The organism is Pseudomonas laurylsulfativorans (assembly GCF_002906155.1).
Lineage (GTDB): Bacteria > Pseudomonadota > Gammaproteobacteria > Pseudomonadales > Pseudomonadaceae > Aquipseudomonas > Aquipseudomonas laurylsulfativorans.
In genome coordinates this window covers 288,119-302,100 of record NZ_MUJK01000002.1, presented here as the reverse complement: position 1 = coordinate 302,100, position 13,982 = coordinate 288,119, and the positions used below count along the sequence as shown (strand labels likewise).

Annotated in this window: 14 protein-coding genes; 7 read left to right on the top strand and 7 right to left on the bottom strand. The window is 61.6% G+C overall.

Annotation, left to right across the window (positions count from 1 at the left end; translation table 11 throughout):
* Nucleotides 1–86: 86 nt before the first annotated feature.
* Nucleotides 87–2,003 (top strand): alkaline phosphatase D family protein, encoded by a 1,917-nt coding sequence (locus tag B0D71_RS07720; RefSeq protein ID WP_103394261.1) that lies wholly within the window; start codon nt 87–89, stop codon nt 2,001–2,003.
* Between the two features lie 2 nt (nt 2,004–2,005).
* Here the strand turns inward: B0D71_RS07720 and B0D71_RS07715 are convergent, their stop codons facing one another.
* Nucleotides 2,006–3,094, bottom strand: coding sequence for a hypothetical protein (locus tag B0D71_RS07715; RefSeq protein WP_133160919.1), 1,089 nt, complete (start codon nt 3,092–3,094; stop codon nt 2,006–2,008).
* Nucleotides 3,095–3,189: 95 nt separating this feature from the next.
* Between B0D71_RS07715 and B0D71_RS07710 the strand changes: the two genes are divergently transcribed.
* The 3 genes from B0D71_RS07710 (at nt 3,190) to B0D71_RS07700 (ending at nt 4,387) form a co-directional block, all read left to right on the top strand.
* The gene (locus B0D71_RS07710) at nt 3,190–3,672 is read left to right on the top strand and encodes a P-loop NTPase family protein (RefSeq protein ID WP_103394661.1); all 483 of its coding nucleotides are present in this window, start codon (nt 3,190–3,192) and stop codon (nt 3,670–3,672) included.
* Between the two features lie 209 nt (nt 3,673–3,881).
* Nucleotides 3,882–4,136, top strand: a complete 255-nt coding sequence (locus tag B0D71_RS07705) for a type II toxin-antitoxin system prevent-host-death family antitoxin (RefSeq protein WP_103394259.1) — start codon at nt 3,882–3,884, stop codon at nt 4,134–4,136.
* Entirely contained in the window at nt 4,133–4,387 is a 255-nt protein-coding gene (locus B0D71_RS07700; RefSeq protein ID WP_103394258.1) for a Txe/YoeB family addiction module toxin, read from the top strand. Before B0D71_RS07705 ends, B0D71_RS07700 begins: the two co-directional genes overlap by 4 nt.
* An 8-nt stretch (nt 4,388–4,395) precedes the next feature.
* Here the strand turns inward: B0D71_RS07700 and B0D71_RS07695 are convergent, their stop codons facing one another.
* Nucleotides 4,396–5,571, bottom strand: coding sequence for an aspartate aminotransferase family protein (locus B0D71_RS07695; RefSeq protein ID WP_103394257.1), 1,176 nt, complete (start codon nt 5,569–5,571; stop codon nt 4,396–4,398).
* A gap of 102 nt (nt 5,572–5,673) precedes the next feature.
* Between B0D71_RS07695 and B0D71_RS07690 the strand changes: the two genes are divergently transcribed.
* On the top strand, nt 5,674–6,591 hold the full coding sequence (locus tag B0D71_RS07690) for a LysR family transcriptional regulator (protein WP_103394256.1): 918 nt from the start codon (nt 5,674–5,676) through the stop codon (nt 6,589–6,591).
* A 23-nt stretch (nt 6,592–6,614) separates the two neighbouring features.
* Here B0D71_RS07690 and msrA read toward each other — a convergent pair whose 3' ends face one another.
* Nucleotides 6,615–7,322 (bottom strand): peptide-methionine (S)-S-oxide reductase MsrA, encoded by a 708-nt coding sequence (gene msrA, locus B0D71_RS07685; protein WP_103394255.1) that lies wholly within the window; start codon nt 7,320–7,322, stop codon nt 6,615–6,617.
* 42 nt (nt 7,323–7,364) lie between these two features.
* Entirely contained in the window at nt 7,365–7,883 is a 519-nt protein-coding gene (gene msrB / locus B0D71_RS07680; protein WP_103394254.1) for a peptide-methionine (R)-S-oxide reductase MsrB, read from the bottom strand.
* A 272-nt stretch (nt 7,884–8,155) separates the two neighbouring features.
* Between msrB and B0D71_RS07670 the strand changes: the two genes are divergently transcribed.
* Complete coding sequence (locus tag B0D71_RS07670; protein WP_103394252.1) at nt 8,156–8,875, top strand: response regulator transcription factor; 720 nt, start codon at nt 8,156–8,158, stop codon at nt 8,873–8,875.
* A complete protein-coding gene (locus tag B0D71_RS07665; protein WP_103394251.1) occupies nt 8,872–10,392 on the top strand; it encodes a sensor histidine kinase in 1,521 nt (506 codons plus the stop codon). The genes B0D71_RS07670 and B0D71_RS07665 overlap by 4 nt, the downstream gene beginning before the upstream one ends.
* 112 nt (nt 10,393–10,504) lie before the next feature.
* Here the strand turns inward: B0D71_RS07665 and B0D71_RS07660 are convergent, their stop codons facing one another.
* Genes B0D71_RS07660 through B0D71_RS07650 form a run of 3 tightly spaced genes read right to left on the bottom strand, consistent with a single transcriptional unit; the run spans nt 10,505 to nt 13,946 of the window.
* Nucleotides 10,505–11,260 (bottom strand): class II aldolase/adducin family protein, encoded by a 756-nt coding sequence (locus tag B0D71_RS07660; protein WP_103394250.1) that lies wholly within the window; start codon nt 11,258–11,260, stop codon nt 10,505–10,507.
* Complete coding sequence (locus tag B0D71_RS07655) at nt 11,257–12,201, bottom strand: CobW family GTP-binding protein (protein WP_103394249.1); 945 nt, start codon at nt 12,199–12,201, stop codon at nt 11,257–11,259. The genes B0D71_RS07660 and B0D71_RS07655 overlap by 4 nt, the downstream gene beginning before the upstream one ends.
* Nucleotides 12,198–13,946: an amidohydrolase gene (locus B0D71_RS07650; protein ID WP_103394248.1), complete on the bottom strand. Its 1,749-nt coding sequence runs from the start codon at nt 13,944–13,946 to the stop codon at nt 12,198–12,200. The genes B0D71_RS07655 and B0D71_RS07650 overlap by 4 nt, the downstream gene beginning before the upstream one ends.
* Nucleotides 13,947–13,982 lie beyond the last annotated feature (36 nt).

Here is a 13,982-nt window from a genome sequence, read left to right as displayed (position 1 = left end):
CAGGCAGAAACGGGATCGTTCTAGCCGGTCCCATTGTCACCTGCGCTATCATCGCCCGCCTCGATACCCAAGAGCCTTGACCGCGGATGTCCGAAACACTGCCACTGCCCGACGATCACCCAGCCCTGCCACCCGTCCTGGCCGGCCCGTTGCTGCGGCGCCTGGAGCCCACGCGGCTGGTGCTGTGGCTGGTGGGCTCCCGGGCGCTGGCGCTGACCTTGCGCCTGCAGGGCGTCGGCGATATCCGTCTCGATGCCGGGCAATGTACGGTGATTCCGGTAGGGGCTCATGCGTATGTGCACTTGATCGATGTGCATCTGGAAGGCGCCCTGCCCTGCGACGAGTTGATCGAATATGACTTGTTGGTTGAAGGGGCAGGTATCGCGGATTGGGCGCCGCACCTGCTATACGGCGCTGCCCGTTGCCCGAACTTCGTCCTGCGCGCACGGGTCGATCAGTTGCTCCACGGCTCCTGCCGCAAGCCTCATCACCCGGCGACAGACGGCCTGCTCTGCGTCGACCAGTTGCTGGCGCAAGAACACGCCTCCACGGACCGCCCGGCACTGCTGATGATGACCGGCGATCAGGTCTACGCCGACGATGTGGCGGGGCCGATGTTGCGGGCGATTCACGCCTTGATCGAGCGGTTGGGCCTGTTCGGCGAGCACCTCGAAGGCGCCGTGGTCAGCGACAGCGCCCGGCTCTACGAGCACCCGGCCAGTTACTACCACCGTGCCGATCTGCTGCCGGCGCTGCAAAGCAATGAAACCCTGCGCGAGCGTTTTTTCGGTGGCGCGCGCAAGCCGATTTTCACCAGCAGCAGTGCCGACAACCATCTGGTGACCTTCGCCGAAGTCATGGCCATGTATTTGCTGGTCTGGTCACCTACGCCCTGGACCCTGATCGCGCCCCAGGCACCCACACTGACGCCGCAAAGGCTGCAGCGATACGCCCTTGAACAGACGCGCATCGATGCCTTCAAGGCAGGCCTGGGCAACGTCGCACGAGCCATGGCGCATCTGCCGACGCTGATGATTTTCGACGACCACGACATCACCGATGACTGGAACCTTAGTGCGCAGTGGGAGGAAACGGCCTACGGCCATCCGTTCTCGCGGCGCATCATCGGCAACGCGCTGCTGGCGTACATGCTGTGCCAGGGCTGGGGCAACAATCCGGATGCGTTCACTGCCGTGCTGGAAAAGGCCGGTGCATTGAGCGCCAGCACACACGAGCGTCACCTCGACAGCACAGTTCAGGATGACTTGATCAATGATCTGCTGAAGTTTCAGCACTGGCATTACCTGCTGCCCACCACCCCCGCCATCGTGGTGATCGACACCCGCACCCGGCGCTGGCGCAGCGAAATGAACCTCAAGCAACCGTCCGGTTTGCTCGACTGGGAAGCCCTCAGCGAACTGCAGCAGGAACTGCTGGACCACCCGAGCGCGATCATCGTTTCACCGGCACCGATCTTCGGCGTCAAGCTGATTGAAACCGTGCAACGGGTATTCAGCTGGTGCGGTTATCCACTGCTGGTGGACGCGGAAAACTGGATGGCCCATCGCGGTGCGGCACAGGTGATCCTGAACATTTTCCGCCACTCGCGCACACCGGGTAACTACGTGGTGCTGTCGGGCGACGTGCATTACTCCTTCGTCTACGAAGTGCTGATCCGCCACCGCAAGGCCGGGCCGCGCATCTGGCAGATCACCAGCAGCGGCATCAAGAACGAATTCCCGGCCACCCTGCTTGAGTGGTTCGACCGCCTCAACCGCTGGCTGTACTCGCCACGTTCGCCGCTGAACTGGCTGACCAAACGGCGACGCATGCGCATCGTGCCGCATGTCCCGGAACACGCCGAAGCCGGTGAGCGGCTGTGGAACTCGGCGGGCATAGGACAAGTGTTTTTCAATGACCTGGGCCAACCACAGACCATCTATCAGCACAACTCGAACGGCGCACCGAAGACCCGGATGATTGCCCCCGAGCACAATGACTGAACCTATGGGCGATAACACGCCAGACCATTACCCAGGTCCACCGCCAGGCAATCGCCCTTGACCTCCAGTTCCAGGGTCTTGAAGACGCCGGACAAATCGCGCATCTGCTCGGGCTTGACGCGTTCGTCCCACATCAGGTCGATTGCCCGGCTGTCCGCCGCGACATCGAACCATTGCGGGCTCTGATCGCCGCTCAACTTCACACCAAGTCTTTTCAGGGCCTTGCCCGCCGGGGCCGGCATGAGCAATTGCTGTTGCCGTGAATCGGCCCAGCGCTGGTTTTGCTCCGAGCCATCGTCGAACGACCAATAGATATCCACAGGCGTGATCGCCGGTGGTTCGGCGGTCACTCCGTAGATCAGGGTCAGGATGTAGTTGCGATCAATCTGCGCCAGCGCTTTGGGGGCGTTGCGAAAAAACTGTTGCGACTGTGCCAGGCCAAGCTGATCCGGTTTGTCATAAGTCATTTGACCGGTGGTGCGATCGACCTTCCAGCTCAAGGAAAGCGTGCGGGTCACGGGGTCGATGGCAAACCATTGTGGCGGTTGGTCGGCACGGCTTTGCAAACCGATCCGGGTCAGGGTTCGTTGTTCGGAATACGGCAAGTAGAGCTGTCGGCCCACCGCGTTATTCCACAACAGTTGGGTGGCCGGTCCCTGATTGAACTCGAACGTCACCATCACCGGGGCGATGCTCGGCACGGGGCTGGAGCGGGCGTAGCGCAAGTTCAGCACATAATGGTTTTGCGCCTGTTTGAACCTGTCGCCACCGTCGGGCTGATGCGTGTCCTGCAGGTCTGCCAGACTGTGGGTACGGCTTAAATTGAACAACAGGTTTTCAGCGGGCGGTTCGACGGCGTCACTGGTCAAGGTCAGGGTATTGTCGACCTGCTTCCAGTGACCTTTGGCGGAACCTTCGGCTCCGGCGTATTCGATGAAGGCCTCAAAGGTGTTATCAGGCTCCAGCACCAGCTTCGAGTCGATTTCCCTGGCCTGCAGCGTGTAATGCCCGGCAATGCCCGGCTTCTCTGTCGTAGCATTTGCGCCTGAAACCATGCCCAGCATCACGAACGGCAGCATTCGAATCCACACTGATGGAGCTCCTTTCCCTTGAGTGAGCATCGATTCTGCGGGTTCACCCGGCGGGACTCCAGCGAATGAAGATGAAATTCCACAGCACACACGAACTGGACCTGACCCGCACCCTGATCATCGGCAATTCCGGGGCCGGCAAGAGCTGGCTGGCCGAACGACTGGCCGGCCACCTGCAAGTGCCATGGGTCGATCTGGATTCTATCCATTGGCTGTCGGACCCGCACAGCATCGCCCGCCCCCGCTCACAGGCATTGGCCATGGCGCGAATCGCAGCCGATGAGGAGCGCTGGGTGATCGAAGGGGTTTACGGCTGGATCGCCAGCGAAATCCTCCACCGCGCCACGGCGTTGATCTGGCTGTGTGTCGATGACGATGAGTGCGTTGCCAACATTCGGCGGCGGGAAACACAGGATGATGAACGGTTGGTGGCATTGTTGGAGTGGGCGGGCAGCTATCGCACCCGTGATGACTCAAGTGGATTTGCTGCGCATCGGCGGTTGTTTGAAGGGTTTTTCGGTACGAAAATCCGGTTGGTGGGTCGGGAGGAAACCGCGGCGCTGGTTCATCACTCGTAAGTTTTCGAAGCGGTGGTCGGACATAACCCCTTATGGATGTCATGTAGCTCAGAACGGGATTACATCTTTCACGGAAACGCCCTGAGGAACATTCGGCGATACTCGATACAAGCGTGGATGCACTGTTCACCTAACAACCACTCGTAGGTATCGCCTTGCCAACATGTACTCATTTCTGTACGTTCTCTGCATCAAGCGAGGACAATCACATGGAAACCATCAACTACACCAACGCTCGGGCACACCTGGCGCAAACCATGGACCGGGTGAATGAAGATCGCGCCCCGCTACTGGTCACCCGTCAGAAAGGCGAGCCGGTCGTGATGATGTCATTGGCCGAATACAACGCTCTCGAAGAGACAGCCTATCTGCTGCGCTCCCCTGCCAACGCTGAACGCCTGATCAAATCAATCGGTAACCTGCGAGCGGGCAAATCCAAAACCAGGCAACTGATTGAAGAATGAAAATCGAGTTCACTCCTGAAGCCTGGGAAGATTACCTCTGGTTCCAGCAGAACGATAAAGCAGGACTCAAACGTATCAACTTGTTGATAAAAGCTATCCAGCGCGAGCCTTTCGACGGCCTTGGAAAACCCGAACCGCTCAAGCATAACTTGAGCGGATTCTGGTCACGCCGGATTACGGCGGAGCATCGTCTGGTCTACGCCGTGGAAGACGGCGAAATACGCGTCGTGATGTGCAGATACCATTACTGAGCAGAGCCTCAGCTCGCTTTCACCACCCGACTCACCCCTCTGACAATCATCTCCACCTCCCGCTCATCAATGGTCAACGGCGGCAGCAGGCGAATGGTTTTCCCCCGAGTGACGTTGATCAGCAAGCCATGATCCCGGGCGGCGATCAGGCTCAGGTCGCGGATCGGTTGCTTGAGCTCGATGCCGATCATCAAACCCTTGCCACGAATCACCAACACGTTCGGATTGCCTGCCAACTCTGCGTGCAGTCTGTCGAGCAGATGCGCGCCCTGAAGCCGGGCGTTTTCCAGTAGCCCCTGTTCTTCAACAATATCCAGCACGGTGCATCCGACCCGACAGGCCAACGGATTACCGCCGAAGGTGCTGCCGTGGCTGCCTGGCGTAAACAGTTCGGCCGCCTTGCCACGGGCCAGGCAAGCGCCGATGGGTACGCCATTGCCCAGGCCTTTGGCCAGGGTCATGACGTCCGGGACGATGCCATCGTGCTGGAACGCGAACCACTGGCCGGTACGGCCGATGCCGGTCTGGATTTCATCGAGCATCAATAGCCACGAGTGCCGGTTGCACAGTTCGCGCACGGCCTTGAGATAGCCCGGTGGTGCCAGTTGCACGCCGCTTTCGCCCTGGATCGGCTCCATCAGGATCGCCACGATCCGCGAACCGTGGGCCTGTTGCACCTTGTCCAGCGCGTCGAGATCGCCGAACGGCACTTTGACGAAATCCCCCGGCAGCTTGTTGAACCCCAGGCGCACCGCCGGGCCATCGCTGGCGGACAAGGTGCCGAGGGTGCGGCCATGGAACGCGTTCTCCATGACCACCACCAGCGGCTGCTCGATGCCTTTGTGCCAGCCATGCAGCCGGGCGATTTTCAGTGCGGTTTCGTTGGCTTCGGCCCCGGAGTTGTTGAAAAACGCCCGGTCCATGCCCGCCAGCCGCGTCAGTTTCTGCGCCAGCTGTTGTTGCCAGTCGATGCTGTAGAGGTTCGACGTGTGCAGCAGCAACCCGGCCTGTTCAGTAATCGCGGCAACGATTTTCGGGTGGGAGTGGCCGACGTTGGTCACCGCCACACCGGCAACCGCATCCAGGTATTCGCGCCCGGCCTGATCCCACAGGCGAGTGCCCAGGCCCTTGTTGAAGCTCAGGGCCAGGGGTTGGTAAGTGCTCATCAGGCAGGCGGCGGTCATGACATCAAGCTCCAGCAAGGGTCGGTGTTTTTGCAGTATGGTTAGCCACCAGAGCTGGATAAACACCGTAAAACTTCAATCATTTAAAAGCTGAGCTTGATAATGGATCTGTTCCAGGCGATGACCGTCTACGTCAAAGTGGTGGAGACCGGCAGCATGACCGCCGCCGCCTTGCAGTGCGAAATGTCCACGACCATGGTCGGCAACCACCTCAAGGCCCTGGAGCAACGGCTGGGTGTGCGCCTGCTCAATCGCACAACGCGACGCCAGCGGCTGACCGAGTTCGGGGCCGCGTACTACCAGCGCTGCCTGGAAGTCTTGGGGTTGGTGGCCGATTCCGAGCGACTGGCCGAACAGGCTGTCGACGAACCGAGCGGCATTTTGCGCATCACCGCGCCCTTGACCTTCGGCACCGAGCGCCTGGCGCCGGCACTGAGTGAGTTCAGCCTGCAAAACCCGCGGGTGAAACTCGACGTGGTACTGACCAACCGCCGCCCGGATCTGCTGGAAAATGGTCTGGATGTGGCGTTTCGCCTCGGCGCGCTGGAGCCCTCCAACCTGATCGCCCGCCCGCTGATCGACTACACCCTGACCATGTGCGCCTCACCCGAATATCTGGTCCGCCGGGGCACGCCGCAGACACCTGAGGACCTGCGTCAGCACGACTGCCTGTCCTTTGCCTATCCGGCCGGGGATGACTGGCAATCGGTGCAAAAGGAATGGCGCCTGGCCGGTCCCGATGGCGAAGTCAGCGTGGGGGTCAGCGGGCCGATGCTGATCAACAGTTCGGCCGGACTGCATCAAGCGGCACGAGCCGGCATGGGCATCGTGATGATGCCCGACGCCTTGGTCGAGCAGGACCTCAAGGACGGCAAGCTACTGGCCTTGATGCCTGAATACTGCCCACCCAGCCGGCCGATGCACCTGGTCTACGCCCAGGATCGCCACCGTTTGCCGAAACTGCGCCGTTTCGTCGAATTCGCCGTACAGAGGTGGGGCAAGCACCCGTCGGCCGAATAGGCCATGCCGTCTCTGATCGCCATTTACATCCCCGCCTTCACCAGCACCGGCTGTTCCTGATAGCGATCCGGGTACAGCTGCTTCAATTGCGCCACTTTCGGCAAGTCATTGATCACGATGTACGGATAGGTCGGATGCTCGGTCAGGAAGTCCTGATGCTCCTCCTCCGCCGGGTAGAAACCGTTGAAGGATTCGAGTTTGGTCACGATCGGTTTGTCGAAAGCATGGGCTGTGTCGAGCTGGTTGATGTAGGCCTGCGCGATTTTTTGCTGCTCTGCGCTTTTGGTGAATATAGCCGAACGGTACTGAGTGCCGGTGTCCGGTCCTTGGCGGTTGAGCTCGGTCGGGTTGTGCGCCACCGAGAAATAGATTTGCAGCAAGGTGCCGTAACTGACCTGACTCGGATCGAAAGTCACTTCGACCGATTCCGCATGGCCAGTATTACCGTTGCTGACACGTTCGTACTGCGCCGTGTTGGCCGCGCCACCGGCGTAACCGGAAACTGCATTTTTCACACCTTTGACGTGCTGGAACACCCCCTGAACGCCCCAGAAGCAGCCACCGGCAAAGACGGCGGTTTCACTGTGGGCCTGGGTGATTTCGTCGAGTGACGGCGGCGGAATAACGACGCCTTCTTCAGCCCCCCCGAAGGATAACGCCGAGCACGAGCCGATGACGCCGACGGTGGCCAGTGCCAACAGCGAACGGCGCCAGGTGAGCAGGTTTTTCATGTAGGGAACTCCTGAATAATCCAAGGGGCAGGCTGCCAAAAATCAGACGGTACGGGGCTCGAACTTCATCGCCAGGCCGTTCATGCAATAACGCAGACCGGTGGGTTTCGGACCGTCATCAAAAACATGACCCAGGTGCCCGCCGCAGCGCCGGCAGTGAACTTCCTCGCGGACCATGCCGAACGCACGGTCCTGACGAGTGGCCACGGCCTTGTCCAGCGGCGCCCAGAAACTCGGCCAGCCGGTGCGGCTGTCGAACTTGGTTGCCGAGGAAAACAACGGCAGGTCGCAACCGGCGCAGGCGAAAGTGCCGTCGCGGTGCTCGTTGTTCAACGGACTGCTGTAGGCCCGTTCGGTACCCTCTTCGCGAAGGATGTCGTACTGCTCGTCGCTCAGGATCGCGTGCCATTCGCTGTCGCTGTGGGTCACTTCGAACGCCTCGGCCGCGCTGGCCTCGCTGATCAATGCAGTGCCTGTGGAAAGCTTCGGCAACAGGCCAATCGCCAGGGCCGTCATGCCCAGCCCGCCGCTCGCTAGAAGAAATTGCCGTCGTGAAAACATGCTCGTCTCCCAAAATCCAGGGGTGTTTCATGGAACACAGCCTAGGCTTTGGGTGATCGCCAAATCCTCACGGGAAGTTAAACAATTCGTGATAACTCGGGCGCCGAAAAACCCGCACAATGCGCATGCCACTACTGTAGGAGCGAGCTTGCTCGCGATGGAGGCCAACGATGACGCGGGATTCCTGACGCCCCGCGGCGTCCTCAGGTTTTTCGCGAGCAAGCTCGCTCCTACAGGGGCACTACGCACAATGTGCAGAAGGATTGACCTGGATGGAACAGACCAAACGCGTCCTCGTGGTCGAGGACGATATGCATATCGCCGACCTGATCTGCCTGCATCTTCGCGATGAGCAGTTCGAGGTGGTGCACAGCGCCGATGGCGACGAAGGCATGCGCCTGCTGCAGCAAGGCAACTGGGATGCGCTGGTTCTCGACCTGATGCTGCCCGGCGTCGACGGCCTGGAAATCTGCCGCCGCGCCCGCGCCATGGCGCGCTACACGCCGATCATCATCACCAGTGCGCGCTCCAGCGAAGTGCACCGGATTCTCGGCCTTGAACTGGGTGCCGACGACTACCTGGCCAAGCCCTTTTCCATGCTTGAGCTGGTGGCCCGGGTCAAGGCGTTGCTGCGCCGGGTCGATGCCATGGCGCGAAACTTGAAGATGGACGCCGGCAGCCTGCTCATTGACGGCCTGGCCATCGACCCGATCACCCGCGAAGTGGCCCTCGACGGACGACGCCTGGACCTCACGCCCCGGGAGTTCGACTTGCTGTACTTCTTCGCCCGCCAGCCCGGCAAGGTGTTTTCGCGCATGGACCTGCTCAACGCCGTGTGGGGCTATAGCCATGAAGGCTACGAACACACGGTCAACACCCACATAAACCGCCTGCGCGCCAAGATCGAAGCCGACCCGGCGCAACCGGTGCGCATCCTCACGGTCTGGGGGCGCGGCTACAAATTCGCCACCGGTGAGGAGCCGCAGCCATGAGGCTGACCCTGACGCAACGCCTGTCCCTGGTGTTCGCCGTGCTGCTGCTGGTGTGCTGCGGCACCTCGGCGTGGATGCAGGTGCGCTCCAACCAGATGCATGAGCAGGAAGTGGTGCAAGGCTTGTCCCGGGACCTGGCGCAGCACATCGCCAATGACACGGTGTTGATGGACACCGAGGGCCTGATGCCCAACGCCGTGCGCGATCTGTTCAGCAAACTGATGCAGGTCAACCCGAGCGTCGAGGTGTACCTGCTCAACGCCGAAGGCAAGATTGTCGGCAGCGCCGCGCCCGAGGGCCGCATCCGTCGCGAACGGATCGACCTGACGCCGATCCAGCGCCTGCTGCGGGGTGATGCCCTGCCGATTCTCGGCGACGACCCGCGCAGCGTCGATGCGCGCAAGGTGTTCAGCGCCGCGCCGCTGAAGGTTGACGGCAAGCCGGCCGGTTATCTCTACGTGGTGTTGCTCGGTGAGGATCACGACCGCCTGGCCGAACGCGGCGCGACCAGCGCGGCGCTCAACACAGCGCTGTTGTCCATCGGCCTGGTGGCACTGCTGTGCCTGATTGCCGGTCTCACCGCGTTTGCCCTGATCACCCGGCCATTGCGCCGTTTGACCGAAACGGTCAGCCAGTTCGACATCGACGGCGTTCCAGTCACACCGGCCCTGCCTGTCGCCGTGGAAAAAACCGCGAGCCACGATGAAATCGCCGTGCTCGATGCCACGTTCCGGCAGATGCAGGCACGCCTGGGCGAACAATGGCGTTCGTTGACCCGCCAGGATCAGGAACGCCGCGAACTGGTGGCGAACATCTCCCACGACTTGCGCACGCCGCTGGCCTCGCTACACGGTTATCTGGAAACCCTGTCGCTCAAGGACGCCACGCTGTCCCCCGCCGACCGCCGTCGCTATCTGGGCATCGCGCTGGACCAGAGCCGCAAGGTCGGTGGTCTGGCGCAGTCGCTGCTGGAGTTGGTGCGGCTGGAACACGGCTTTGTGCAACCGGTACTGGAGCGTTTTTCCCTGACCGACCTGGCCCAGGACATCTTCCAGAAATTCGAACTCACGGCCGAAGCGCGCAGAGTCGAACTCAAGGCCACGTTCGCGCCGAATGCCTCGGCGGCCTGCGCAGATCTGGGGTTGATCGAGCGGGTGCTGACCAATCTGTTCGACAATGCCCTGCGCCATACCCCGGCCGGTGGCGAGGTCGAACTGGGCCTGTGTCCACAAGGGTCATTCATCGAAGTCACGGTCAGCGATACTGGCCCCGGCATTGCCCCGGAACTGCGCGAAGGCCTGTTCCTGCGCCCGTTCAATATCGGCGGCGCACGGCGTGATGGCGGGTTGGGGCTGCGGATCGTGCATCGCATCCTGCAATTGCACGGGCGCGAGATTCAGTTGATCGATGTGCCGGGGCGTGGGGCGACGTTTCGTTTTTCGTTGCCGATCGATGAGGAAACGGCGACTGCGTTGGCAGTGCGGTCGATGAACCTGAATACCCCGCGGCAGGCCTGAAGGCCGCCATCGCGGGCAAGCCCGCTCCTACAATTGTTCTGCGTTGCCACACATCCCCTGTAGGAGCTGGCTTGCCAGCGATGAGGCCAGCACAATCAACCGAGGATTCAGATCAGTCGCGATACTCCGGAGCCACCCGTTCCAGCAACCGCAACAACGCCGCCCAAGCCAGTTGCATGGCATCCGGGTCAGCGAGTTCACCCTCTTCCAGCGGTCGCCCCGGGTCATTGAATTGCCGCTCGGTATGCGCACAAACCTCGTCTGATGGCAGTACCAACTCACCGGCAGCCATGGCCGCCAACTGAATGTCGCAAGCCTTCTCCAGGTAGTACATGCGCATGAACGCCTGGCCTACGGTTTCGCCGACGGTCAGCAAACCATGGTTGCGCAGCATCAACACCGGCTTGTCGCCGATATCCTGTACGAGGCGCTCTTGCTCGCTCAAATCCAGCGCCACGCCTTCATAGTCGTGGTATGCGACCCGGCCATAGAACTCCATCGAGATCTGGTTCACCGGCAACAACCCGCACTTCAACGCCGCCACCGCGCACCCGGATTTGGTGTGGGTGTGCAGCACGCATTGCGCATCGTCACGGGCACCGTGGATGGCGCTGTGGATCACGAAACCGGCCGGGTTGACCGGGTACGGTGACGGCTCGACCGCGTGGCCATCGAGGTCGATCTTCACCAGGTTCGACGCCGTGATTTCATCGAACATCAACCCGTAAGGGTTGATCAGAAAGTGATGCTCCGGCCCCAGAATGCGCACCGAGATGTGGGTGAAGATCAGGTCGGTCATGCGAAAGTGCGCAACCAGTCGATAGCAGGCGGCAAGTTCTTCACGCAACCGTTGTTCGGTCGGATTCATGCACTCACCTTCACACTGCAGGCCTCAAGCCCCTGCCCCAACGCTTCCCAACCATCGAATCCACGGCGGGCGATAAACACCAGGCGTGTGGTGACCGCCTGCGCTTCATCCGTGGCCGGCAGAAACTGACTGCGCGTGCCGACGTGTTGCAGCCAATGCGCCTTGCTGCCCTGCGCCAGCTTGACCAGCCCTTTGACCCGGAACACATCGTTGGGCAACGCCTGCAACCAGCCACGCAAACCTTCAGCATCGAGCGCCGAGTCGCTCTGCCACAACCAGCTGCTGAACATCTCGCCGTGATCGCCATCGGACACCCGTGTCAGCGGTTTCACTGTGCGCGGCTCAAGCTCCAGGTCGGTATCGAGCCACAGCGCATCCGGCAATTGCGCCTGCACGCTTTCATGCACTCGCGTCCTGAGCCCCAACGCCTCGCGCAATGCCTGCAACTGCGCCTCGTCGACCAGATCGGTCTTGTTCAACAGCAGCAAGTCGGCGGCGGCCACCTGCGCCCGGGCCAGTCGCGCGTACTCGCCATCGAGTTGCAGATGGCGAGTGGCATCGACCACGGTGATGACCATGTCCAGTTGCATCTGGCTGCGCAGCTGTGGATAAGCCAGGGTCTGCACGATGCGCTGCGGGTCGGACACGCCGCTGCACTCGATGACGATGCGCTCCAACCTTGGTTCAAGCTGCGCCAGGCTGCCAAGCTGCGCCAGCAAGTCTTCCTGCACGGTGCAGCAGATGCAGCCGTTTTGCAGGCTGTACACCGCGTCGGTGACTTCCGAGACGATCGCCGCATCGATGTTCAGCTCGCCGAAGTCGTTGACGATCACCGCCAGCCGACTGCCTTCGGCACGGCGCACCATGCGGTTGAGTAGCGTGGTTTTACCGGCGCCGAGGAAGCCCGAGACGACGGTCACGGCGATGCGTTGGGAAGTCATTCTGCCTTGCCCTCCAGCACCGGTGGTTCGCCCTGCCATACGGCCTTGAGGCCGACGGCTTCGAGCGTCGAATGGCGGTCGTAGACCAGTTGCCCCTCAACGAAGGTCAGCAGCACCTGGGTCTTGTGGATGTAGTTGCGCGCAGGCTCGGCGAACAGGTCACGGTCGATCACGATAAGATCCGCCGCCTTGCCCACCTGCAGGCTGCCGGTGCTGTGTTCCAGGCCCATGGCGATGGCGCCGTTGCTGGTGATCACGGTCAGCGCCTGTTCGAGGCTGATCGGGTCGCCAAAGCAGGCCGGGTCGTCGTTCCACGGGTTCTGCCGGGTGATCATGGTTTCCAGCGCCAGCCACGGGTCGATGGATGCCACCGGCCAGTCAGTGCCCATCACCGCAGTACCGCCGGCAGCGAGCACGCCCTTGAAGTCGTAGATACGCTTGAGGCGTTCCTGACCGTAACCGGAACGCGCGCCACTGGCGAACGGCGTCGGGTACCAGGCCGCCGGGGAGAATTCGGCAATGACATTCAGTTCCTTGAAGCGCGGCAGGTTGCCGGGATGCAGCAAGGTGCTGTGGGCGCACTGGTGACGTACACCGCTGAAACCGTTGCGACGACGGGCCTCGGCCACGGCATCGAGGAACACGTCGGAGGCGCCGTCACCCGTGCAGTGAGCGATCACGCGGATACCCTTGCGATCCATGTCCACCACCATGTCGGTGATGTGTTCCGGAGTCAGATTGAGCTTGCCGCGCCAGCTTTTTTCTTGCGGCCAAGGGGTCAACAGGTACGAAGACTTCGGCTCCACGGTACCGTCGAAATGGAACTTCACCGCGTTGGCGCTCAGGCGCGCGCTGCGGTAGTAGTGACGTTCACCGGCGAGCAGCTCCCAGCGGCGACGTACTGGAAAGATGTCGTCCTGCCAACTGATCGCCGCCTCGATGCGCACGGTCAGTTCGCCGCTGTCGTCCAGCTCCTTGAGGGCCTGCAAGCGCTGTTCGCAGACGTGCACGTACTTGCTCGCCGTGACGCCGCGCGAACTCTGGAAGTGCACGCCATCGCGGTAGGCGCGGCGCAGCACGCTGACCGGGGTCGGCGGCATGGCGGCGTGAATCATCGCGTAGGCGCCGTCGATCATCAGGCCGGTGGGCTCGCCGGTCAGTTCGTCACGCTCAAAATAGCCGTTGCGCGGGTCAGAGGTGTTGCCATCGATGCCGGCCAGCTCCAGGGCCTTGGAGTTGACCATCATGGTGCCCCACATTCGGTCGAGCAGCGCCACCGGGCGGTCCGGCATGACGCTGTCGAGCCACTCGCGGCCCGGGGTCAGACCGGCTTCGCGGAAGGTGTAGCGCACCCAGTATTGACCGTAGATCCAGCCGTCGCCGGGATGACTGTCGGCGTAGGCGAGGATGCTTTCGCGCAGCTGTTCCGGGGTCGGGTCTTCGATGCCTACATCGAGGTCATCGGCATAGCGCGGCGCCAAGGCGAGGTCTGGGTGAGTGTGCATGTCGTGCAGGCCCGGCATGCAGAACGCGCCTTGCAGGTCATGCACGCGGGTGTTCGGGCCCTTGAACATTTCGATCTGGCCGAGGCTGGCAACGCCGATCAACTTGCCGTCGCGAATCGCCACGGCCTCGGCCCACGGGTTGGCCGGGTCCTGGGTGTAGATTCGGCCGTTGGCGAGGATCAGGTCGGCATAGGTCCCCTGCACGGAATGGGTAGAGGAAAAATTATCGGACTCAGCCATGTAAGCCACCTTTGAGTTCAGGGAGATTGGAAGGTC

What these genes read in the sequence shown, in the direction of transcription:
- B0D71_RS07670 (WP_103394252.1), top strand. Translation starts at nt 8,156, where the DNA reads ATGGAACAGACCAAACGCGTCCTCGTGGTCGAGGACGATATGCATATC.
- B0D71_RS07690 (WP_103394256.1), top strand. Translation starts at nt 5,674, where the DNA reads ATGGATCTGTTCCAGGCGATGACCGTCTACGTCAAAGTGGTGGAGACC.
- msrB (WP_103394254.1), bottom strand. Translation starts at nt 7,883, where the DNA reads ATGTTTTCACGACGGCAATTTCTTCTAGCGAGCGGCGGGCTGGGCATG.
- B0D71_RS07695 (WP_103394257.1), bottom strand. Translation starts at nt 5,571, where the DNA reads ATGACCGCCGCCTGCCTGATGAGCACTTACCAACCCCTGGCCCTGAGC.
- B0D71_RS07655 (WP_103394249.1), bottom strand. Translation starts at nt 12,201, where the DNA reads ATGACTTCCCAACGCATCGCCGTGACCGTCGTCTCGGGCTTCCTCGGC.
- B0D71_RS07660 (WP_103394250.1), bottom strand. Translation starts at nt 11,260, where the DNA reads ATGAATCCGACCGAACAACGGTTGCGTGAAGAACTTGCCGCCTGCTAT.
- B0D71_RS07720 (WP_103394261.1), top strand. Translation starts at nt 87, where the DNA reads ATGTCCGAAACACTGCCACTGCCCGACGATCACCCAGCCCTGCCACCC.
- B0D71_RS07700 (WP_103394258.1), top strand. Translation starts at nt 4,133, where the DNA reads ATGAAAATCGAGTTCACTCCTGAAGCCTGGGAAGATTACCTCTGGTTC.
- B0D71_RS07705 (WP_103394259.1), top strand. Translation starts at nt 3,882, where the DNA reads ATGGAAACCATCAACTACACCAACGCTCGGGCACACCTGGCGCAAACC.
- msrA (WP_103394255.1), bottom strand. Translation starts at nt 7,322, where the DNA reads ATGAAAAACCTGCTCACCTGGCGCCGTTCGCTGTTGGCACTGGCCACC.
- B0D71_RS07665 (WP_103394251.1), top strand. Translation starts at nt 8,872, where the DNA reads ATGAGGCTGACCCTGACGCAACGCCTGTCCCTGGTGTTCGCCGTGCTG.
- B0D71_RS07650 (WP_103394248.1), bottom strand. Translation starts at nt 13,946, where the DNA reads ATGGCTGAGTCCGATAATTTTTCCTCTACCCATTCCGTGCAGGGGACC.